20 protein-coding genes are annotated in these 20,962 nt (G+C 74.1%); 6 read left to right on the top strand and 14 right to left on the bottom strand.

Going from position 1 to position 20,962, the window contains the following annotated elements; all coding sequences use genetic code 11:
* Together NFU81_RS35215 and NFU81_RS35220 are read right to left on the bottom strand one after the other, a co-directional pair.
* Positions 1-696, bottom strand: a 696-nt coding sequence (locus NFU81_RS35215) for a M56 family metallopeptidase (RefSeq protein WP_251499545.1), incomplete at its 3' end; no start/stop codon positions are given.
* A 145-nt stretch (positions 697-841) separates the two neighbouring features.
* Positions 842-1,360 (bottom strand): BlaI/MecI/CopY family transcriptional regulator, encoded by a 519-nt coding sequence (locus tag NFU81_RS35220; protein ID WP_251499547.1) that lies wholly within the window; start codon positions 1,358-1,360, stop codon positions 842-844.
* 115 nt (positions 1,361-1,475) lie between these two features.
* On the opposite strand from NFU81_RS35220, the gene NFU81_RS35225 reads away from it, so the two are divergent.
* Both NFU81_RS35225 and NFU81_RS35230 read left to right on the top strand, forming a co-directional pair.
* Positions 1,476-2,147 (top strand): DedA family protein, encoded by a 672-nt coding sequence (locus NFU81_RS35225; RefSeq protein ID WP_251499550.1) that lies wholly within the window; start codon positions 1,476-1,478, stop codon positions 2,145-2,147.
* Complete coding sequence (locus NFU81_RS35230; protein ID WP_251499553.1) at positions 2,144-2,740, top strand: phosphatase PAP2 family protein; 597 nt, start codon at positions 2,144-2,146, stop codon at positions 2,738-2,740. Before NFU81_RS35225 ends, NFU81_RS35230 begins: the two co-directional genes overlap by 4 nt.
* Before the next feature lie 160 nt (positions 2,741-2,900).
* On the opposite strand, the gene NFU81_RS35235 is transcribed toward NFU81_RS35230, so the two are convergent.
* From NFU81_RS35235 to NFU81_RS35250, 4 genes are all read right to left on the bottom strand, one after another.
* Positions 2,901-7,736 carry a DNA repair ATPase gene (locus tag NFU81_RS35235; protein WP_251499555.1) on the bottom strand — a complete coding sequence of 1,612 codons (4,836 nt, stop codon included), beginning with the start codon at positions 7,734-7,736 and terminating at the stop codon, positions 2,901-2,903.
* Positions 7,737-7,750: 14 nt separating this feature from the next.
* On the bottom strand, positions 7,751-9,793 hold the full coding sequence (locus tag NFU81_RS35240; RefSeq protein ID WP_251499558.1) for a flotillin family protein: 2,043 nt from the start codon (positions 9,791-9,793) through the stop codon (positions 7,751-7,753).
* 9 nt (positions 9,794-9,802) lie between these two features.
* On the bottom strand, positions 9,803-10,531 hold the full coding sequence (locus tag NFU81_RS35245; protein ID WP_251499561.1) for a hypothetical protein: 729 nt from the start codon (positions 10,529-10,531) through the stop codon (positions 9,803-9,805).
* A 222-nt stretch (positions 10,532-10,753) separates the two neighbouring features.
* Positions 10,754-11,305, bottom strand: a complete 552-nt coding sequence (locus NFU81_RS35250) for a YceI family protein (protein ID WP_251499563.1) — start codon at positions 11,303-11,305, stop codon at positions 10,754-10,756.
* A 104-nt stretch (positions 11,306-11,409) separates the two neighbouring features.
* Between NFU81_RS35250 and NFU81_RS35255 the strand changes: the two genes are divergently transcribed.
* Positions 11,410-11,916 carry a MarR family winged helix-turn-helix transcriptional regulator gene (locus tag NFU81_RS35255; RefSeq protein ID WP_251499565.1) on the top strand — a complete coding sequence of 169 codons (507 nt, stop codon included), beginning with the start codon at positions 11,410-11,412 and terminating at the stop codon, positions 11,914-11,916.
* A gap of 3 nt (positions 11,917-11,919) precedes the next feature.
* On the opposite strand, the gene NFU81_RS35260 is transcribed toward NFU81_RS35255, so the two are convergent.
* The 5 genes from NFU81_RS35260 to NFU81_RS35280 form a co-directional block, all read right to left on the bottom strand.
* Positions 11,920-13,008, bottom strand: a complete 1,089-nt coding sequence (locus tag NFU81_RS35260) for a PucR family transcriptional regulator (RefSeq protein ID WP_251499568.1) — start codon at positions 13,006-13,008, stop codon at positions 11,920-11,922.
* Between the two features lie 276 nt (positions 13,009-13,284).
* Positions 13,285-13,569, bottom strand: coding sequence for a Sec-independent protein translocase subunit TatA (tatA, locus tag NFU81_RS35265; RefSeq protein ID WP_251499570.1), 285 nt, complete (start codon positions 13,567-13,569; stop codon positions 13,285-13,287).
* A gap of 163 nt (positions 13,570-13,732) precedes the next feature.
* The gene (locus tag NFU81_RS35270) at positions 13,733-14,599 is read right to left on the bottom strand and encodes a hypothetical protein (protein WP_251499573.1); all 867 of its coding nucleotides are present in this window, start codon (positions 14,597-14,599) and stop codon (positions 13,733-13,735) included.
* A gap of 57 nt (positions 14,600-14,656) precedes the next feature.
* Positions 14,657-15,166 (bottom strand): SigE family RNA polymerase sigma factor, encoded by a 510-nt coding sequence (locus NFU81_RS35275; protein ID WP_251499574.1) that lies wholly within the window; start codon positions 15,164-15,166, stop codon positions 14,657-14,659.
* Between the two features lie 241 nt (positions 15,167-15,407).
* Positions 15,408-15,932 carry a MarR family winged helix-turn-helix transcriptional regulator gene (locus NFU81_RS35280; RefSeq protein ID WP_251499578.1) on the bottom strand — a complete coding sequence of 175 codons (525 nt, stop codon included), beginning with the start codon at positions 15,930-15,932 and terminating at the stop codon, positions 15,408-15,410.
* 49 nt (positions 15,933-15,981) lie between these two features.
* Between NFU81_RS35280 and NFU81_RS35285 the strand changes: the two genes are divergently transcribed.
* Both NFU81_RS35285 and NFU81_RS35290 read left to right on the top strand, forming a co-directional pair.
* The gene (locus NFU81_RS35285; protein ID WP_251499581.1) at positions 15,982-16,782 is read left to right on the top strand and encodes a dienelactone hydrolase family protein; all 801 of its coding nucleotides are present in this window, start codon (positions 15,982-15,984) and stop codon (positions 16,780-16,782) included.
* Between the two features lie 3 nt (positions 16,783-16,785).
* Positions 16,786-17,052, top strand: a complete 267-nt coding sequence (locus NFU81_RS35290; protein WP_251499583.1) for a DUF6295 family protein — start codon at positions 16,786-16,788, stop codon at positions 17,050-17,052.
* An 82-nt stretch (positions 17,053-17,134) separates the two neighbouring features.
* Here NFU81_RS35290 and NFU81_RS35295 read toward each other — a convergent pair whose 3' ends face one another.
* The gene (locus NFU81_RS35295; protein WP_251499585.1) at positions 17,135-17,587 is read right to left on the bottom strand and encodes an SPW repeat protein; all 453 of its coding nucleotides are present in this window, start codon (positions 17,585-17,587) and stop codon (positions 17,135-17,137) included.
* Positions 17,588-17,837: 250 nt separating this feature from the next.
* Between NFU81_RS35295 and NFU81_RS35300 the strand changes: the two genes are divergently transcribed.
* Positions 17,838-19,241 (top strand): MFS transporter, encoded by a 1,404-nt coding sequence (locus NFU81_RS35300; RefSeq protein ID WP_251499588.1) that lies wholly within the window; start codon positions 17,838-17,840, stop codon positions 19,239-19,241.
* Positions 19,242-19,292: 51 nt separating this feature from the next.
* On the opposite strand, the gene NFU81_RS35305 is transcribed toward NFU81_RS35300, so the two are convergent.
* Together NFU81_RS35305 and NFU81_RS35310 are read right to left on the bottom strand one after the other, a co-directional pair.
* On the bottom strand, positions 19,293-20,096 hold the full coding sequence (locus tag NFU81_RS35305) for an ATP-grasp domain-containing protein (RefSeq protein ID WP_251499590.1): 804 nt from the start codon (positions 20,094-20,096) through the stop codon (positions 19,293-19,295).
* The gene (locus NFU81_RS35310; RefSeq protein ID WP_251499593.1) at positions 20,093-20,959 is read right to left on the bottom strand and encodes an ATP-grasp domain-containing protein; all 867 of its coding nucleotides are present in this window, start codon (positions 20,957-20,959) and stop codon (positions 20,093-20,095) included. Before NFU81_RS35310 ends, NFU81_RS35305 begins: the two co-directional genes overlap by 4 nt.
* Between the last annotated feature and the right edge of the window lie 3 nt (positions 20,960-20,962).

The following is a 20,962-nucleotide window of genomic DNA, read 5'->3' on the forward strand; positions in this document are numbered from 1 at the left end:
GGCCAGGGCCGCCCGGCCGATGGCGCGGGCGGCGACGCGGCGGTCGCCGACGGCCGCGGCGGCGGACTCGTCGGCCCAGCGCTCCAGCGCGTACGACAGCGGGCCGCGCAGCAGCCGCAGCGCCGGGTGGGCGGCGCAGGCCAGGGCGAGGGCGGTGAGGAAGAGGTGGTGGCGGCCGGTGAGGTGGGCGCGCTCGTGGGCGAGCAGCACCTCGCGTTCCGCCGGGTCGAGCGCCTTGAGCATGCCGGTGGTGACGACGATGCGCCCGGGCCGCCCGGGAAGGGCGTACGCGTCGGGGCCGTCCTCGTCCAGGACGGTGAGGTCGCCGCCTGCCGTGCCCGACGCGGCGGCGGCGCGGCGGGCGCGGGCGGCCAGGACGACGTGCTGCCGGGAGGTGTGCACGAGCGCTGCGCCGACCGCGGCGAGCAGCACCGCGGCGACGCAGGCGGCCGGCACGGTGACCTGGTCGCCGACGACCGGCAGGACGAGGTGGCCGAGCGCGGCCACCGGCGGCAGCCGCAGCGCGCCGGCCCCGGCCAGCAGTGCCAGCGCTGCCGTGCTGCACGCGGCCAGCGCGACGGCGGACCCGGCGAGCGCCCAGGCCGCGGCCCGCGGCGCCAGCGCCTCGGCCAGCCGCCTGGCGGCGGGCGCGGCGAGCAGCGGCAGCAGCAACGGCACCCACACGGCATAGTTCACGCCTGACCACCGCCCGTCAGCCCGCGGCAGGCGCCAGGGTCCGCGGCGAGCGGCCGGCGCGTCGTCGGAGCGTGGTCCACGCGCCACCGCAGCCCGGAGCATGCCGGCCGCGTGGCGAGCGGCAGGGACGCCGTCACGGCACAGTTCACGCCCCTGCACCCCCTCCGTGCCCGTCGGTGCCGTCGGCGCCGTCAGCGCCGTCAGCGCCGTCTGCGCCGTCAGCGCCGTCAGCGCCGTCTGCGCCGTCAGCGCCGTCAGCGCCGTCGGTGCCGTCTGCGTCCTGGGCCAGCAGCTCGCGCAGCAGGCGTTCGTCGTCCGGGTCCAGCTCGGAGACGAAGCGGGCCAGGACGGTGCCGCGCAGGCCCTCCGCCGACTTGTCCAGCTCGGTGCGCATGCGGCGGGCGGCGAGGCCCGGGGGGTCCTGGGCCGGGAGGTAGGCGTAGCCGCGGCCCGCCCTGGTGCGGCTGACGGAGCCCTTGTCGTGGAGGCGGGCGAGGATCGTGGTGACGGTGGTGCGTGCGAGGTCGGCGCCGAGCGCGGCGACCAGTTCCCGCTGGACGTCGGCGGGGCTGAGCGCCCGGCCGTTCGCCGCCCAGAGCGCAGCGAGCACGCTTGCTTCCAGCTCGCCCGAAGGGCGGCGGGCTGACGCACTGGCGTCCGGCATGGAATCGCTCCTTCCCGCTCGTTCGTCTACAGTTCTGTAGACCGACTACTCGACTGTAGTCGGAAGGGGTGCCGCACCGCGCCCCCCGGACCCATTATGGGAGGGCTCCACCGCCATGCCCCTGCCCGTGCTGAACCAGGCCGTGAACGTACTCGACGCGACCTCCCTGCTGTCGTCCTTCGGAGCCGTCGGCATCGCCGTCGTCATGTTCGCCGAAACCGGTCTGCTCATCGGCTTTTTCCTGCCCGGTGACTCGCTGCTCTTCACCGCAGGACTGCTGAGCGTGTCCGGTGCGTCCGATGTGGTGCATCTCTCGCTGTGGCAGGTGCTCGTCGCCGCGCTGGCGGGGGCGCTGCTCGGCGCGCAGACCGGTTACGCCATCGGGAGGCGCGGCGGCCCCGCCCTGCTGGCCAGAACGCGGAACCGCAAGATCCACCAGGGCACGCAGCGGGCCGGCGAGCTGCTGGAGCGGTACGGCCACGCCAAGGCCGTCGTCCTGGCCCGCTTCGTCCCGGTGGTGCGCACCGTGCTGAACCCGCTGGCCGGCGCGCTCGGCGTGTCCGCCAGGACCTTCACGCTCTGGCAGGTCGCCGGCGGCACCCTCTGGAGCGTCGGCCTCGTCCTGGGCGGTTACGGGCTCGGCTCGTCGATCCCGCACGTCGACACCTACCTGCTGCCGATCGTGGCGCTCATCGTCGTCGTGTCCCTGGCGCCGCTGGCCGTGGAGGTCGTCCGCAGCCGCCGCGCCCCCGCCGACACCGCCGACTCGTCCGTGGAGGGACTGTGACCTCGCAGTTCGACGCGGGCCTCTACCGCTGGGTCACCGACGTCGCCCACCGCACCCCGCAGCCCGTCGACGACGTCGTCCGCTTCTTCAGCGACTACGGGCTCGGCGTCTTCGCCGTCATGATGCTCGTCGTGTGGTGGCGGGCCAGGTCGGGGGACGCCGCACGGATGGCGGCGGCGCTGTGCGTGCCGCTCGTCGTCGTCGCCGTCTTCCTCGTCAACGACCTGGTGAAGTCGGCCTTCGCCGAGCAGCGGCCCTGCCAGACGCTCCACACGGTGACCGTGGAGACGTGCCCCGCGCTGGGCGACTACGCCTTCCCGAGCAACCACTCCGCCATCGCCGCGGCGGCGGCCGTCGCCCTGCTGCTGGCCTCCCGGCGGATCGGCCTCTACGCGCTGCCGGTCGCGCTGCTCATGGGCGCCTCGCGGGTGTGGATCGGGGTGCACTACCCGCACGACGTGCTGGCAGCACTCGTCCTGGGCTCCCTGGTGGCCTGGCCGCTGGCCCTCGCCTCGCGGCGGGCCGCACCGGTGGTGGTGCGGCTGCGCGAGACGAAGCTGCGGGCGCTGGTCAGCAGCGGCGCGACAGCGTAGGAGCGCGCAGTTCCCCGCGCCCCTGACGGCTTGCCCTCTGCGTATGAGGGTGACCGTTTTCCAGGAGACGCCGGTGCCCCCGGGGCAAGCTCCGGGGGCGGAACTGCGCGACCAGCCCCCACCGGGGGAAGACGCACCGCACACGGCAAGGGGCGGCCCGTCAGGCGAGCTTGCCGCGCAGAGACGCGAGCCGTCGGAGGGCGGCGCCCGCGCCGGAGGCGAGGGTGTGGGCCTCGGCCCGGTAGTGGTCGGTGATGAGCGCGTCGACGTCCGCGGGCGTCAGGGTCGGGTGGAGGCGCCCGGCGAGCCGGGCCATGTCCCGGTAGGAGCCCTGGAGCTGGAAGGGCTCCCCGCCTTCCACAGCGGCAGCGATGTACGCCGCGTTGACCGCGAGCAGCACCCGCCGCACGTGCAGCGCCTGCCGCAGTACGGCGAGGATCGACGCCAGCTCGTCGGCCTCGTAGGGGTACGTGAGCGCGTCCGCGCGGGCCGTCGGGTCGTCGGCGGCGAGCCGCAGCAGCAGTTCGAGGTCGGTGCGTTCGCGGCCGGCGAGCGGGGCGAGCACCGGGTTGGCGGTGAGCGCGTTCTCGACGTAGCTGAGCGCGAAGACCTCCTCCCGGCCGGTCAGGACGTCGCCGAGGTTCCAGACGTCGGCGCGGTTGGCGAGCATGTCGGGGACCCGGAAGAGCCGGCCGGACTCTGTGTAGGGGTTGCCCGACATGCAGACGGCGAAGCGCTTGCCGCGCAGCTCGTGCGTACCGCCCGCGCCCTCGATGCGGCGCTGGGCGTCGCACAGCGGGATGAACTTCTGCAGCAGTTCCGGCGAGGTGTGCTGGATGTCGTCCAGGTGGAGCAGGACGTTGGAGCCGAGCGCGAGCGCGAAGTTCAGCTTCTCGACCTCGCGCCGGGCGGTGGCGTCGGGCGCGCGGTCCGGGTCCAGCGAGGTCGTGCCGGTGCCCAGCGCAGGACCCGAGACGGTGACCAGGGCCAGGCCGAGGCGGGCGGCGACGTACTCGACCAGCGTCGACTTGCCGTATCCGGGCGGCGACAGCAGCATCAGCAGGCCGCCCGCGGTGCCGAACTGCTTGGCGAGGCTGTCGCCGACCAGCGGCAGGTAGACCTCGTCGAGCAGCCGGTTGCGGACGAAGCCGGTGAGCGGGCGCGGGCGGTACGCGGCGAGCCCGAGCCGGTCGCGTTCCGCGGCGACGACGGCGGTGCGGTGGCGCTGGTACGCGCGGTACGCGGGCACGTCGTCCGCGCCGAACCGCCGTACCCGGGTCAGCAGTTCGTCCAGGCGCAGGGTCAACCGGCCGTGCACGACCCGCGGGTGCGAGCCGAGCAGGCCCTCCACCGTGACCTCGGCGGTGCCGTCGGCCTCGTAGCGCACGGCGTCCGCACCGCAGACCAGCGCGGCGGCCGTCTCCAGGTGGTCGCCGTGCGCCCCGGCGAAGGCCGCGAGCCACCCGAGGGCCAGCTGCCAGCGCGCCCGCAGGTCGCCGCCCAGCGCGTCGAGATCGCCGACGACCTCCTTGTACGGCACCGCGTCGATCCCGCCGAGCGCCTCGGCGAACCGCCGCCCGACGTCCACGGCGGCCTCCCCGGCCACGAACCCGGCCTGCTCGACGGCGAGTTCCGCGACCAGGTACTCGCCGACCAGGGCGCCGTCCACCTCGCCCTCGATTCCCGCGCCCCGCAGGAACCCGGCGGCGGCACCGCCGAGTTCTGCCCCGAGCGCGTCCAGGGCGCCGTCGGTGGCGGCCGCGCCGAAGGCCGCCGCCCGGGTCAGCGAGCGCGCCCGGGTCGTCCAGGCGGCCCGGGCCTGAGCGGTGGTGCCGTGCACCCAGAACAGCTGTGCGGCCGCCCGCACTTCCGGCGGGTACCGCAGCAGCCCGGCCCCTGCCGCGATCCCGGCGAGCGCCCCGAGCAGCAGCACGGCGTCGTGGTCGTGCACCCCGCGCTGGTACCCCTCGTCCACCCGCGCCTCGACCGCGCCCCGCACGAGCGCCTCGGTGTCGCCGAGTGACCCGGAGACGGCGTCCCCGCCGGGGCGCGGCCCGACCGCACCCGCGGCAGCCAGGTCCCCGCCGGACGCCGATCCGCCGGGTTGCGGACCTGCCGCCCCCGCGGCCGCGTTCCTGCCGTCACCGCCCGACGCCGGCGCGCCCGCGCGCGGACCCCGGGCACCCGCACCCGCGGTTCCGCCCCGTGCGGACAGCGCGTCCAGCAGGAGGCCGGCCGCCAGGTACTCCGCGCGGTACAGATCCGGGGTCTCGGAGACCAGCGGGCGGTCCCAGAAGCGGCGGGTGGCCGCGAAGGCCGGGTCGCCCACCGGCGCCAGGTAGTCCGTGCCGGTGATCGTGAAGGCGAGGGCGTCGCCGTGCGGGACGAGGGCCAGGTCGAAGGGGTGGGCGTTGACGGGGAAGCGGTGGCGGCCGAGCCGGATGGTGGCGCCGTCGTCCTCGTAGAGGTCGGCGCGGTCGCGCAGGGTGCGGGCGGTGTCCTGGCGGGCGGCCGCCAGCGCGGCGGTCAGTTCGGCCGCGCGGGACGGGTCGCCCAGGGCACGCAGCTCCGCCGCGATCCTGCGGTGCTCGGCCGGCATCGGGTCGGCGGCGAAGTAGGTGTTGACGTCGTCGGGCGAGGACAGCGCGGCGGCCCGGCGGCGGATGCCGTCGAGGATGCGGTCGGCGGAGGCGGCCAACCGGGAAGCCCGCTGGGCGCGTTCGTCGGCCAGGGACTGCCGGCGGGCGCTGAGGGTCTGCTGGATCTCGTCCCGCCGCCCGGCGAGCGCGGCGAGGCGCTCGGGGTCGGTCGCGAAGCGGGTGGTGAGGTTCTCGACCTGGACCAGCAGCCGGCCCAGCTGCAGGTCGCACGCCTCCGGGGTGTCCGCCGCGGCCAGCGCGCCGCTGACGCTCTGCGCCAGCAGGGCGCTCTCCGCGGCGAACTCGGCCGCGGACTCGGCGCCGAGCAGCGAGCGGCGGCACGCGTCGAGGACGGCCCGCGCCTGGTTGACCGCGCCGAGGACGTCCGCGGCGGCGGCGAGGATGCGGGTGCGTACGGTCGCGTCGGTGATCTCCAGGGTCGCGGCCGTCTCGGTGACGGTGGCGAGGCCGCCCGCCAGCTCGTCCAGGTCGGCCCCGACCGCGTCCCCGTCGGCCGCGGTGCCCAACGAGGCCGCTGAGGCGGCGAGTTCGGCCGCCCGCTCGCGGAAGCCGTCGAAGGCGTGCTCGTCGGCGAAGCAGTCGGCGGCCCTGCCGGCCGCGTCGGCCAGCTCGCCCGCCAGGGAGGCCGCGAGGGAGTCGAGCCGGCCGAGGTCGGCGTACCGCGTCTCGCGCAGGGTCGCCAGCCGGCCCTGCGCCTGCCGCAGTTCGGTCAGCCGGGTGACCCACTCGGCCGCGCTCGCGGCGGCCTCGCCGCGCACCCGGCGCACCAGGGCGGCGGCCCGGGCCGCGGCCTCGTCCACGGCCTGCGCGGCGCGGGCGGTGGCCTCGCGCACCCGGGCGTACTCGGCCAGCACCTCCCGTGCGGTGTCGCGGACCGCGGCGAGCGGGGCGTCGAGGCCGAAGCAGCCGTCGTCGGCCAGCCAGTGGTGCCGGTCGAGCACCCGGTCGCAGGAGGCGGCGAGCGCCTCGTAGACGGCGGCGCCCGGCGCGGTCTCCAGGGCGGCGCGGGCCACCGACAGCGCGTCGGAGACGGCCCGTACGAGGTCGGCGTTGCCGATCCTGGCCAGCGGCCCCTCGCCCGCGGGCTGCGCGGCGGCCCAGGTGTCGGAGACGAAGGGCGTCTCCCAGCGCTGGAGGGTGTGCACCCGGGCGGGCTCGTCGCCGTCGGCCGGGCGCAGGGTGAGCAGCGTGCCGTCGTCGTAGAGTGCGGCGCCCTGCACCGTCAGCGGGGCGGCGACCTCCTTGCGGATCAGGTTGTACGGCAGCAGCAGCCTGCGGCCCTCGGCGTGGAAGACGTAGAGCACGTCCTCGCCGTTCGCGGACCGCACCAGGCGCTCGAAGTCCAGCCGCACACCGGCGGTTTCGAGGTCGAAGGTGCGGGTGCCGCCGGTGGCCAGGGCGTAGCCGCCGGGGAAGACGACGCCCTGCTCGTCGGGCAGGCGCAGGCAGGCCTGGCCGATCGCGTCGAGCCGTTCGACCTGCTCGGTACGGGTGTTGACGGCGAAGTAGCGGTCGGCGTCCTCGCGGTAGGGGCGCACCCGGAGCAGCAGCAGCGGCTCCACGGCGGCGTGTTCGACCTCGGCGTCGGCGAGGGACTGCAGCGCGTCCTCGACCGGTTCCTCGTGCACGGTGTCGCCGACGGTGATCGTCAGGGTGCCGCCGGTGGGGTCGACGGTGACGCCGCCGAGGGCCAGGTGCGGGCGGCGCCCCGGCACGTGGGCCTCGCGCCCCGCGGGCGTCCAGGCCACCGCGTAGGCGCCGCCGTCGGCCTCCGCGGTGTCCCGGGCGGTGCCCTGGTAGGCGTAGGAGCCGTCGGTGCCGATGCGCCAGCCGAGCGCCTTGACGTCGGCGGGCGAGGGGCCGGTGCGGAAGACGGCGAGCAGCCGGCCCTCCAGGGCGCGCAGCCGCAGCAGCCGGGTCTGCCGGTAGTAGCGGTACAACTCCCTGAAGTCCCGTACGAACTGAGGGTCGTCGAGCAGGCCGGACACCGCGTCGTCGGCGTCCCGCAGCCGCAGGACGTCGGCGACGTCCTCGACCTGCGCGGGGTTCGCGCCGAACAGCAGCCGCCCGGCGACGGGGGCGACGTCCGCTGGCAGCGACGCCCGCACCGTGCCGAGCGTCTCGCTGCCCGCGAGCCGCAACCCGCCCCCGCCGAACACCTCCTGCCGGGCGCCGTTCAGCGCCTGCGCGCGCCCGGCCAGGTCCCGGGCCGCCCCGGCCAGCCGCTCCCGCAGCAGGTCGTACGCGTCGACGTCGAGCCCGTCCCCCTGATGCCCGCCGCCACCGGCGTCCCCGCCGGATTGCCCGGCCCCGCCCCGCCCGCCGTCGCCGCTCATGTCGTACCGCCCGCTCACTTCTTCGCGACGCCGTTGGCCGGGGTGCCGGCCGGCAAGGGCTTCTGGTCCTGGAGCTGGCCGAGCAGCGCGGCCAGCACGCTCGCCGCGTTGCCGTTGCCTGTGGCCCCGCCGTTGCCCGCCGCCAGGGCGCTGAGCACCTTCGTGGCGTCCTCGGTGAAGCGGCCCGAACCGTCCAGCCAGTCGGCGCCCAGTGCCTTGACGGTCTCCGAGCTGCCGACGAAGGAGTCGACGCTGCGGCCCGCCGCGACCGCGCCGAGCAGCCGGTCGAAGAAGACGGTGTCGCCGCCGACGATCTGGATGTCGGCCTTCTCCAGGCCGGTGGCCAGCACGGTCGCCTGCGCCTCGGCGATCTGCCGCTGCGTGTCCAGGCCCGCGAGCCGTACGTCCCTCTCCGCCGCCAGCCGCAGCCGGTACTCCTCGTGGCCGCGCGAGGCGTCGTCCAGTGCCGCCATCGCGGCGGCCTTCTCGGTCAGGCCCGCGGCCTCCGCCTTGAGCCGCCCGCCGATCAGCGCGGACTCCGCCGCCGCCTGGGCGGTGGTGCCCTCGGCCTCGGCGAGCGCCTTGGCCCGCACGCCGTCCGCCTCGGCCGTCAGCCGCGCCGCGGTCGCCTGCGCCTCGGCCACGCCCACCTTGCTGATCGCGGCTGCGCTGCGCTCCTGCACCTCGACCTCCGCGAGCCCGGCCGCCGCGGCCTCGGCCCGCATGCCCTCGGCCATCCGGATCTTCGCGGCGGCGTCCAGCTCGGACGCGGCCTTGCGCGCCTCGGCCATGGTCAGCGCCTCGCGCGCCCTGTGCTGCGCGGCCTGCTCCGCGGCCTCGGCCGCCTTGATGTCCTTGACCAGCTGCTCCTGCGCCTGCGCCTCCGCGGTGATGACCAGCGCCTGCCGCTCCCGCTCGGCCTCCTGCACCAGCCGCAGCGCCTTGATCGACTCCTCCTGCTCGGCGACCGTGCGGTCCACCGCGATGCGCTCGCGGACGACGTCGGCGACCTCCCGGCGCTCGCCCTCGACCTCCTTCTCCTTGGAGATCCTGGCCAGCTCCGTCTCCCGCTCCCGCGCGATGACTTCGAGCACCCGGTCCTTCTCGATGCGCTCGTTCTCGACCGCGATGACCCGCTCGCGGTTCTTCTGCGCGACCGCGATCTCCCTGGCCTGGTTCTCGCGCTGCACGCCGAGTTGCTCCTCGGTGCGCAGGAACGCGCCCTGGGCGCCGAGGCGTTCCTCCTCCTGGACCCTGGCGGTGACCGCCTCCTCCTTGGCCCGCAGCGTCTCGACCTCGCGGCGCTGCTTGATCTCGGCCTCGGCCTGCCGGCGTTCGAGTTCGAGGATGGTCTCCCGGGCGTCGACGTTCTGCCGGGTGATCTCCTTCTGCTCGGTGCGCTGGAACTCGTTGGTGCGGACGTGCTCGATCGCGGTCAGCTCGGTGATCTTCCTGATGCCCTGCGCGTCGAGGATGTTGGCCGGGTCCAGCTGGGTGAGCGGGGTCTGCTCCAGGAAGTCGATCGCACAGTCCTCCAGGTGGTAGCCGTTGAGGTCGGTGCCGATGACCTGGATGATCTGGTCGCGGAAGTGCTCGCGGTGGGTGTAGAGGTCGACGAAGTCCAGCTGCTTGCCCACGGTCTTGAGCGCCTCGGAGAACTTCGCGCTGAACAGCGCCTGCAGCGTCTCCTGGTGGCTGGCCCGCTCGGTTCCGATCGCCTGCGCGACCTTCACCACGTCCTCCTTGGTCTTGTTGACCCGGACGAAGAAGGTGAGGTGGATGTCCGCGCGGATGTTGTCCTGGCAGATCAGGCCCTCGCGGCCGGTCCGCTGGATCTCGATGGTCTTCACCGAGATGTCCATCAGCTCGGCGTTGTGCAGCACCGGCAGGACGACGGCCCCGGTGAAGGTGACGTCCACCTGCCGGGTGCGGGAGATGATCAGCGCCTGGCCCTGCTCGACCTTGCGGAAGAGCCGGCTGACGGTGAAGAGCACTCCGAGTGCGATGAGCGCGAGAACGGCGACGAGAACACCGATCCCGATGGCAGTGGCATCCATGGCGGATCCTCAGGTGGTGGTGAAGGTGTCGAGAGTGTCGAACGGCGCGACCCAGAAGAACTCGCCGTCCGGGTCGTAGGCGTAGAGCAGCGCGCTGCTGCCGGAGGTGAAGGCGTCCGCGCCGGTCTGCCGCACCTGCACCACGGCGGTGGAGCCGTCGGGTGCGGCGACCTCGGCCTGCCCGAAGCGGGCGGTCACGGCGCCGGTGCGGATCACGCAGACCCGCCCGACGAAGTCCTCCCGGGAGGGCGGCCGGACGTCGGGGAACAGGCGGCGCAGCGGGCGCACCAGCAGCCAGGTGCCGGACCAGGCGCCGGCCAGTGCGGCGGCGGCAACCGCGAGCCCGAGCAGGACGCGGACCGGCCGGCCGGGGACGTCCGCGCCGTGCAGGGCCGCGGAGCCGGCGAGCGTCAGGAACCAGGACAGCGCGACGAGCAGTGACAGGACGACGGTGACGGGCACCCCGCCGAGTCCAGCGGCGGCCAGCGCACCGGCTCCGCCGCCGTGGCGGTCCGCGCCGCCGGCCAGCCGGTCATGGCGCCCCCCGTTGACGCCATGACCGCTGTTCCCCCCTGCTCCCCCGTGTCCCCCGTGTCCACCCGTGGCGCCGTGGTGCCAGGGCCCGTGCGCGTCGGCTCCGCCGACCAGCACGATGGCCCAGAAGGCGACCACGGCCACCAGTCCCCCGGTGAACACCACGGTCGGAAAGCCGAGGACGACGTCGGTGAACTGCCCCATTCCCCGTTCGCCTCCCCCTGCCGGCTCTTCGACCGCCGCAGCGATCGTGGCAGCACGGGGGCGGGCCGGGCATTGCCGCTTTCCGGCAGACTTCCCGCGCCGATCGCGTCCGGGTCGTACGGGAACCGAAACGCCACCGGCCGCCGTCCGCGTGCTGACGCGGACGGCGGCCGGTGGACGGGGCCGTGCTGTGCGGCCGCTCCAGCGGGGCGGCCGGGCGGATCAGGCCTGGGCCAGGCCCGCCTCGATCTCCAGCGCGATCTTGATCTTGTCGCTGACCGCGGCACCGGCGGCACCGCCGGTGACGCCGAAGTCGCCGCGGCTGATCTCGGTGGCGGCGGAGAAGCCGGCCACCGCGTTGCCGTCGAAGCCCTTGCCGAAGCCGTTCAGCTCCAGCTGGAGGGTGACGGGCTTGGTCACGCCGTGCAGCGTCAGCTGGCCGTCGACCTCGAACAGCTCGGAGGTCTGCGGGCGGATGCCGGTCGAGGTGAAGGTCATCTCGGGGAAGCTCTCGACGTCCAGGAAGTCCGCGCTGCGCACGTGGCCGTCCCGGGTCTCGTTGTTGGTGCTCACCGACGCGGTCTTGATCACCGCGTTGACGGAGGACTCCACCGGGTCCTCGGCCGTCACGATGGTGCCCTCGAAGGCCGCGAAGTGACCGCGGACCTTGGAAACGCCGAGGTGACGGACGTAGAAGGACACGTCGGAGTGCACGGTGTCGATCGTCCACGTACCGGCGACATAGCCGTCGATCACTGCGGTCTGCGAGCTCATGGCGGATACTCCTTGGACGGAACCATCAGATGATGGTGGTGATTGAAAGCTCAGCCACCATATCCCGCTGGTGTTGAGAGTTCAACCACCGTTATGATGAACATATGGACGATGTGCGCTGGCTGAGCGCGGAGGAACAGGAGATCTGGCGGGCGTACCTGTCCGCGAGCGTCGCCTTCTCCGCGCACATAGACCGGCAGATGCGGCAGGACTCGGGCATGCCCATGGCGTACTACGAGATCCTGGTCCGCCTCTCGGAGGCGCCGCGCCGGCGTCTCCGCATGAGTGAACTCGCCGACGTCTCACTCTCTTCCCGCAGCCGGCTCTCCCACGCGGTCGCCGCGCTCGAACGCAACGGGTGGGTCGAGCGGCGCCCCGCCGACGGGGACCGCCGCGGGTGGGTCTGCGCCCTGACCGAGGACGGTTACGCGGCCCTCGCCGCGGCCGCGCCCGGCCACGTCACGACCGTGCGCGAGCACATCTTCGACGTCCTCACCCCCGAGCAGCTCGCGACCCTGCGGGACATCGGCCTGGCCATCAGCGCAGGCCTGAGCCAGGAGTGCGCCGCGGCCCGCGCGGAGGACGAGCAGGCCGACCCCTACGCCGGCTGAGCCTCAGGCCGAAGGGGCCGACGGCGGCCAGTTCAGCAGGCGGGCGCCCAGGGCAGCGGTCTCCAGGGTGTAGCGCTGGAGCGGGTCGTCCGGGTCGAAGCCGGTGAGCGCGGCGATGCGCTCCAGGCGGTACGACAGGGCGCGCACGCTCAGGTCGAGCCGGCGCGCGGCCTCCGCGTTGACATAGCCCGCGGCGGCGTACGCGGAGATCGTGTCCAGCAGCGGCGCCGCACCGCCCCGCGCCGCCTCCAGCGGCCCCAGCACCGACTGCACCAGATCCGTCATCGCGGCCCGGTCCCGCATCAGCACCGGGAAGACCAGCAGGTCGGCCGCGCTCAGGACCCGCCCGTCCAGGGCGAGCCGCTCGGCCAGGTCGAGCGCGCTGAGCGCCTCCTCGTAGGAGCGCACCACGCCCACCGCCCCGCTGTGCGCGCGGCTGACCGCGACCCGGGCGCCGTCGGCCGCGGAGACCAGCTTCACGAACGCGTCCAGCACCGGCCGCTGCCCGGTGGGCGCGACGCACACCAGCCGCCCGTCCTTCGGCGCGATCAGCGCGTCGTGGTCGCCGAATCGGCCGGCGAGCTCCCGCTCCACCCGCCGCAGCAGCGGGTGCGCTTCGTCGTACGGATGCCCCGGCGGCGGGGTGCCGACCGCGACGACGTGGCGCTCGGCGAGCCGCAGCCCGAAGCCCTCGGCCAGCTCGGCGATCCGGCCCGGGTCGCTGCGGCCGTAGAGCAGGTCGTCGACGAACGCGCGGCGGGCCGCCTCCGCCCGCCGTACCGCGTGCCGCTGGGCGCGCGCGTGGCCCTCGGCGAGCGCGCCGATCCCCGCTTCGAGCGCGCCGAGCACCGCACCGCCGACCCTGCGCAGCTCGGCGGCGTCACGGGCGCCCGCCACCCCCGGCAGCGCGGCCCAGGCGCGGCGGGCCGCGGCGAGGTGCCCCGCGGTCAGCTCACGCAGGCCTATACCGGCGTCGGCGGCCTGCTCGCCCAGCGCCCTGCGGCTCTCCCGCTCCGCCCGGGTCAGCGTCCGGCAGCTGCGGGAGATCTCGGCGAGCGTCTCGGGGAATCCGGCCAGGAACTCCGCCGGCACCGCACCCGCACCCCCGCCCGTACCCGCCGGCGCACCGGAACCCGCACTCGTACCCGCACCGGCTCCCGCCGTCATCACGTCCCCACCCCTGCCCGCCCGGCTTCCGCAACCCGGACGCCGAGAACCTACCAACACTGCCGGAACCCGGAAAAGGCGGCCTCCGGCGGCCCGCACCCGCGCACCACGCCACGAAGCCCCGGACGGGTGCCGTCCGGGGCTCGGCCGCAGCCGGGCACGGGGCCGCGGTGCGAGGTGGTGCAGGGTGCTGCGGGTGCGCTACTTCGCCGTGGTGGTGGCCTGCTGCGTCGGGGCGGCCTCGTTCGCGGTCACCACGTCACTGGGAGTGATGGCCTCCGGCGCCGGGGTCGGCGTGGACGCCGGCGCGGTGCTGGCCGCGGTCCCCGGGTCGTCGGTCTTCATCGCCTTGGCCTCGGACTTCAGGATGCGCATCGACTTGCCCAGACCGCGGGCGGCCTCGGGGAGCTTCTTCGAACCGAACAGCACGATGACGACGATCGCCACCACGATCAGGTGCCACGGCTCCAGCCCGTTTCGCAACATGGGATCCTCGCTTCATTCAGGGGGACTGCTTCGTACGTCTTGCGCCTCGACTTCGCATTGTCACCCGAAAGCCGCCGCAGACGGCACCCGGGTACTCAAAGCATGCGCAAAAAGCGCGTGAACGGGAAGACCCCCCAGCTCTGGCACCTTCCGTCGCGATGTGTCAGCCGTTGGCCGCGCCGGACTTCGACGTGTCCGTCTCCGCCTTCGAGTCGGCCGCCGACGAACCGGGCTTGCCGAACGTGCCGGACTTCGAGAGCCCGGCCAGCACCGGCTTCCAGCTGTCGCTGGTGACCATCGCCGTCATCTCGGCGATGTCCAGCGGCGGGTTCGGCCGCGTGATGGGGGCGTCCTTCTCCTGGCTCGAATTCCACTGGCTCAGCTGGACCTGGGCGCCGCTCGCTGTGACGAACGTCGCTGTCCAGTCCTTGGTCTCGGCGCGGTGGTCCGGGTACTCGAAGCCCTTGAAGATCTGCAGGGTGCCGCCGTGCACATGGGTGATGGAGCACCAGGTGCCCGGGTTCTGGGCGGGCGGCGGGCAGCCCTCGATGTCTTGGCCGTCGGGCTGCAGGCCGACCTCGACCAGGGCGGGGCCCGGGCCGTCGTCGAAGACGGCCTGCGCGGCCGCGAACGGGAATCCGACGTCCTTCGGGCCGCGGCCCTCCAGGTCCTTGACCTTGCCGGGCGGCAGCAGCCCGGCGAAGATCGCGGCGACCTTCTTGCCGGTCACCTGCGGTGCGGCCGGCTTCGCGGGGGCGGCGGTCTTCGGCTTCGACGGCTGCTCGGGCGCGGCGGCCACGCCGCTGCCGTTGCTGCCGTTGCTGCCGTTGTGCGCGAGCCCGCCGGCCATCACCCCGCCGACGGCGACCGCGGCGAAGGCTGCCGCTCCCGCCACGACGGTGGCGGTACGCCGGCGGCGCATCCGGCGGCCTCTGAGGTGGCCCGCGTCCACCAGGTCGCGGGGGTCGTCGGGCCGGAAGGTGTCGGCGGTCCGGCGCATGGCGTCGCCGAGGTCGTCTTCGAATTCCACGGGCATGGGTGTCCTCACGGGGGTGTTGAGGGGTGGGCGTGTCGGTGTTCCGGTGTGTCAGTGCGCGATGAGGTCGGCCAGCTCGCCGCCGAGTTCTTCGCGCAGCCGGCCCAGGGCGCGTACGCAGCGGGTGCGTATCGCGCCGGGGGTCGCGTCCATGGCCGCGGCCGTCTCCTCGATGCTGCGGTCCTCCCAGTACCGCAGGACGAGGACGGCCCGGTCCTTCGGGGCGAGGCGGGCGAGCGCTTCGAGCAGGGTGATACGGAGAGTTGTGTCGCTGCCCGCGCCCGCCGGACGGTCGGGCGGCTCGGCGATCGGGCGCTCGGTGCTGCTGCGCCGCCGCTGGTGCGTCAGGAACGCCCGGACCAGGACGGTCTGCGCGTACGCGGCGGGGTTCCCGAGCTTGGACGTACGGCTCCACACCAGGTACATCCGCCCCAGGGTCTCCTGGACCAGGTCCTCCGCCAGGTGCGTGTCGCCGCTGGCGAGCAGGCACGCAGAGCGGTACAGCGGACCCGTTCGTACCCGGGCGAACTCCAGGTAGGCCTGAGTCTGCACTTTTCGCACGCCTGCGGCTCCCTTCGCGTCGGCCTTCACCCTGAAGACGCGATGGCCCCGCACTTGCGTTACACAGGAAATCGCACCGCGGAAAACGGCAGGCCGCAGGGGCCGCCGCCAGGCCCTCCCGGACCGGCGGCGGGCACTCCCGGGCATGGGCCGGGACTTCCCGGACCGGCGGCGGGCCGTCTGCGCGGCCGTCAGGCCCTCTGCGCGGGCGTCAGTCCCGGGTCTCGCCGGCTCCGCGGGTTCAGACGCGCCGGGTGATCCGCTCCAGCAGCGGGAGGGCGGCCGCGAGCGTGGCCTGTTCCTCGGGCGTCAGCTCCTCGGTGATGGCCCGCGTCAGCCGCCTGCTCTTCTCCCGCCGGGCGCCGCGCAGGCCCTCCCGCCCTGCCGCCGACAGGGACATGACGATGCGCCGGCCGTCCGCGGGATCCGACTCCCTGACGACCAGGCCGCGTTCGTGCAGGACGGCGAGGATCGCGGCCATCGACTGCGGCCGCACGCCCTCGCCCGCCGCCAGCTCCGAGCCCGTCGCGGGGCCCTCGCGGTCCAGCCGGACCAGGGCGGAGGTCTGCGAGAGGGTCAGCTCGCCGTCGGGCCGGAACTGGCGCAGCCGCCGGACCAGCGGGCCGAGGGCCGCGCGCAGGTCCGCCGCGATACGGGCCGGGCTGCCGTCGGCGGGCGGTGCCGCCGGCTCAACCGCCTCCGCCGGGTCCGCCGCCTCCGCCCGAGGCGGGTCTTCCGGGGCGGGGTCCTTGCTGCTGGCCGTCATAATCTTCAGCATAAACTGATCAGTTCAGCCTTATGGTATAGCTGGCGGCATGACTGACTACCCGGACACCTCCCCCGGCTCGCTCTTCGCGACCACCCTCGCCGTCGCCGGGCACGACGGCGACCAGATCGAGGCGTACCTCGCCCGCCCGGCGGGCGAGCGCAGCCGCGGCGGCGTCGTGGTCATCCACCACATGCCCGGCTACGACCGGGAGACCAAGGAGATGGTCCGGCACTTCGCGGAACTGGGTTACGACGCGATCTGCCCGAACCTCTACAGCCGCGAGGCGCCCGGCGCCGACCCCGCCGACGCCAGCGCGGTGGCCCGCTCCCGCGGCGGCGTGCCGGACGACCGGCTGGTCGGCGACGTCGCCGGCGCCGCCGCGTACCTGCGCTCGCTGCCCGCCGCGAACGGCCGCGTCGGCGTCATCGGCCACTGCTCGGGCGGCCGCCAGTCCGTGCTCAGCGCCTGCCGCCTCGACCTGGACGCCGCCGTCGACTGCTACGGCGCCTTCGTCGTCGGCGAGGTGCCGGCGGGGATGGACCTGCGGATCACCAACCTGATCCCCGACCTGCCGAACCTGTCCGCCCCGCTGCTCGGCCTCTTCGGCGCCGAGGACCAGCACCCCAGCCCCGAGCAGGTCGCGGAGCTGGGCCGCATCCTCACCGAGCACGCCAAGGACTTCGAGTTCCACAGCTACGAGGGCGCCGGGCACGGCTTCTTCGCCGTCAACCGCCCCGCGTACAACGTGGCAGCGGCCAACGACGGGTGGGAGCGGATCGCGGCCTTCTTCGGCAAGCACCTGTCGACGGCAACGGCGACGGCGACATCAACATCGGCGGAGGGCTGAGACATGTGCACGTACGCGACCTTCAAGGACACGGTCGACGGCAGCGCCAAGGGTCCCGGCGGTTCGTGGTTCCACGTCACCGACGTGACCGTCTACTTCGACCATCCCGTGCACGCGATGGCCGAGCACACGCTGAACATCGACTTCGCCGACCCGGGCAGGGGGCCGGCGGCCCGCGTGGCCGTGGAGCTCACCGCGGAGTCCGCGGAGCGGCTGGTCGCGGCCATCCAGGCCGCACTTGCGGCTGTGCCGGTGGAGATGCGCGTCTGACGCGGACGGAGAACGCGGTGCGGACGGCAGGTCTGCCGTCCGCACCGTGGGTGCATCCGCTGGCTGTACGACTCGCTGCGCGTCAGCGCGCGCGCCGCTTGCCTCCCATGAATCCCAGGCCCATCGTGGCCAACCCGAGCGCACAGGCGACGCCGCCGATGATCGCGTTGTTCACGATCGTGTGGGTTGTCGCCGCGTCGGGTCCGGCGATCGCCCAAGGTGCCACGATCGTCCACACGCCGATCGCGACCGCGCACCAGCCGAGGCCGACGGTCCGCTCCAGCACCGAGCCGAAGCCCATGGCGAGCACGGCCAGCGCGATACCGGTGATCAGGTTGCTGACCCGCAGGCCCGAGAAGTTGGTGAAGCCCACCACCCAGGGCGAGATCGCCAGGTAGAGACCGGTCAGCAGGCAGAGGCCCTCGATCAGCCCCGAGATCGGCTTCGCAGACGCCTCCGCGTAACGGCCGCGCAGGGCCATCAAGTCGGGATGGCTCTCGATCTGCGACGTCGAGTGAGTCGAATCGGTGGCCATTCCAGCCACCTCCTTCGCAGTGTGCTTTGTCGTTTATACCGACGGATGTCCTCCGGGTCTCCGCCCCGGATCTGCCGCATCCTTACTCAGCGTAAGTCCGTAGGCAGCCCTCTGGCCACTTACGCGGGCTTTAACTTTGCGGTTTTCTGCCCCGATATGTTCCCAATCCAAGACGCAACCCGGAGGTTGCGCGTCGTCGAGGTCAAGTGCAACCATGAGGTTGCACTTGGTCCGGGGTGAAGGGAAGCACATGTCCGAGACACACATGACAAGGCGCGAGCGGCTGACCCTGCTCGTACTGCTGGGAGCCGGCTTCACGCTGTCCGTCGACTTCTCGATCCTCAACGTCGCCCTCCCCGAGGTCGGCGCCGGCGTCGGCCTCGGTCTGACCGGCCTGCCGTGGATCGCTTCCGCGTACGCCCTGCCGGCCGCCGGCTTCACGCTGCTCTTCGGCCGCCTGGCCGACCTGTTCGGGCGGCGGCGCCTGTTCCTGGCCGGCATGGTCCTGCTGGTCGTCGCCTCCCTGCTGGGCGGCTTCGCGTCCGGTGCCGGCACCCTGCTGACGGCCAGGGCACTGCAGGGCTTCGCCACCGCCATGGCGACACCCGCGGCACTGTCCCTGCTGACCAGCACGTTCCCCGAAGGCCCGCTGCGCACCCGCGCCCTCGGGCTGAACGGCGCGCTGCTGTCCGCGGGCTTCACCGTGGGTGCGATGGTCGGCGGCAGCCTGATCGACCTGCTCAGCTGGCGCGCGGCCTTCTTCCTCAACGTGCCCGTCGCCGTCGTCGTCATCGCGCTCACACCGTCGCTGATCGCCGAGAGCAGCCTGCCGGAGCGGGTGCGTACGGACCTGCCGGGCGCGGTGACCGTGACCGGCGGCCTGCTGGCCGTGGTCTACGCCGTCATCGAGAAGAACGCGCTGGTGGGCGCCGCCGGCGCCGTACTGCTGGCCGCGTTCTGGGTCATCGAGCGGCGCTCGCCCGCCCCGCTGGCACCCGTACGCATCCTCGGGCGGCCCACGGTCAAGTGGGGCAACTACGCGGGCCTGGTGATCTTCACCATGGAGACGTCCATGATCTTCCTGATGACGCTCTACCTCCAGCGCACCCTGGGCTTCTCCCCCCTGGTCACCGGCCTGGTCTTCGGCATCCCCGGGCTCGCCTCGATGGCGGCGGGAGTGCTCGCCGGGCGCTTCATCGGGCGCTTCGGCTACCGCAGGGTGCTGGTCACCGGCCTGGCCGTGCAGGGTGTGTCGAACCTGCCGCTGGTCTTCGTCGGCTCCGGGCGGGAAGGGCTCGCGCTGCTGGTGCCCGTGCTGTTCGTGTCCTTCTTCGGGCACGTCACCGCGATCGTGGGCTACACGGTCACGGCGACCTCCGAACTGCCGGACGGGGAGCAGGGCCTCGCGACGGGCCTGACGCTGATGACGCAGAACGTCGCCATCACTGTCGGCATCCCGCTGCTCAGCTCGATCGCCGCGACGCGGAGCACCGAACTGGCGGGCATCCACCTGGCGTTGGGCGTCGACATGGCGGTGGTGCTGGTCAGCGCGGCACTCGTGTGGTTCGGGCTGCGGCCGCGCGGCGGACCGGGCACGGCGGTGGCAGCGGCGGAGGTGGTGGTGAACGAGGCGCCGGTGCGCACGGCGGGCTGAGGTCGAGCACCGGCGCGCGGTCGCCGGGCCCGGCGCCGGGCTGCGGCGCCGCTAGCCGCGGGCCGCCCGCAGGGCGAGGGCCGCCAGGGCCTCCGGGGCGCCGGGCTGGTTGCGGACGCCGGGGAAGGCGTTGACGTCGACGATCAGCGGGCGGCCGCCGCCCGTGTCGATCACGTCGACGCCGTAGACGTCCAGGCCGAAGACCTCGCCGACCCGGCGGACGAGGGCGGGCCAGCCGGGCGGGAGCTCGGCGAGCGGGACGGGGCCGCCGCCCGGGGCGGCGGGGGCCAGCTCCGAGCGGCGCAGGGCCGCGAAGACCTGCGGGCCGATGGCCCACAGCTTGTGGTCCCAGCCGGGGTTGGCGACGAAGTCCTGCACGACGAAGGGCTCGTACGCCGCCGAGTCCGCGAACTCCCCGATCTCCGCTTCCCCTTCGAGCCGAACGACCACGTCGCCCTTCCTGCTGTGCCGGCTCTTGACGACCACAGGTCCCGGCGGCTGCGACCCGGCCAGCCCGCGGGCGAGGTCACCGCCGGAGGCGTACGTGCGGGTCGGCGCGAAGGGCAGGCCCGCACGCAGCGCGTCCTGGGCCATCGCCGTACGGTCCTGGCACCGCCCGGTCGCGGCGGCGGAGTTGACGACCGGCACCCCGCCCGCCTCCATCGCGCGGGCCAGCGCGAGCGCCCGAGGGGTGCGGGCCTTGAGGAGGTAGACGTCGGCCGGGTCGGCCGGGGCCTGCGCGGTGGCCGGGTCGAGCACCTCGACCCGGTGCCCTGCGCCCGGGGCGGTGAGCAGGGCGCCCGCCGCGGCCAGCAGCGGATGGCCGGGGTCCGGCGTGATGAGGCCGATCCTCACAGCGTGTCGCCGGCCGCGACCGGCACCGGGGTGGTGACGGCCGCGGTGGGCCTGCCCCCCGCGGCCAGTGCCAGGACGGCGTTGGCGACGCGCGAGGCGGCGTCGGGCACCTGCCGGAAGCTGGGGAAGTCGTTGACGTCCACGACGACGGGGCCGTCGGGGCCGAGCAGCACGTCGAGGCCGTAGAGGTCGAGCCCGTAGACCGCGCCGACCTGCGCGGCGAGTGCGGCGACCTCCCGCGACAGCGGCACCCGGCGTTCGCGGTGCGGCCGGTCGGGGTGCAGCGGCGAGCGGCGCTCGGTGGCGTAGAAGTCGTCGCCGACGCAGTAGACCTTGATGTCGACGCCCGCGTTGGGCACGTACGGCTGCGCGATGAGCAGGCCCTCGCCGCGCAGTTCGGGAAGGAGGGCGGCCAGCCGGTCGGGCGCGGCCAGCAGGTGCACCGCCCGCCCGGAACTCCCGTCGGCGGGCTTGACGACCAGCGGGTAGTCCGACTCGGGTATCTCGGCGAGCAGCTCTGGCTTGGCGGCGGCGTACGTCGTCGGCATGGGCAGGCCGCGGCTGCGCCCGATCGCCGCGGCGAGCGCCTTGTCGCGGACGCCGCGGATCGAGCGGGCGTCGTTGACGGTGGTCATCCCGGCCGAGGCGGCGGCTTCGAGCAGGGTGAGCCCCGGCCCGCCGGACACCGTCTTGAGCACCCACGCGTCATGGCTGCCCGCGCTGACGACCTCGGTCATCCGGTGCAGCGATCCCCCCGGTCGCAGCACGTCCACCTGGTGGCCCCAGGCGTGGAGTCGGCGGATCACCTCGACCGGCATCCCGTCGTGGCGGTAGTTCTCCTCCACAAGGAAGCAGAGCTTCATGCG

It is taken from the genome of Actinacidiphila cocklensis (genome assembly GCF_907177275.1).
Taxonomy (GTDB): domain Bacteria; phylum Actinomycetota; class Actinomycetes; order Streptomycetales; family Streptomycetaceae; genus Actinacidiphila; species Actinacidiphila cocklensis.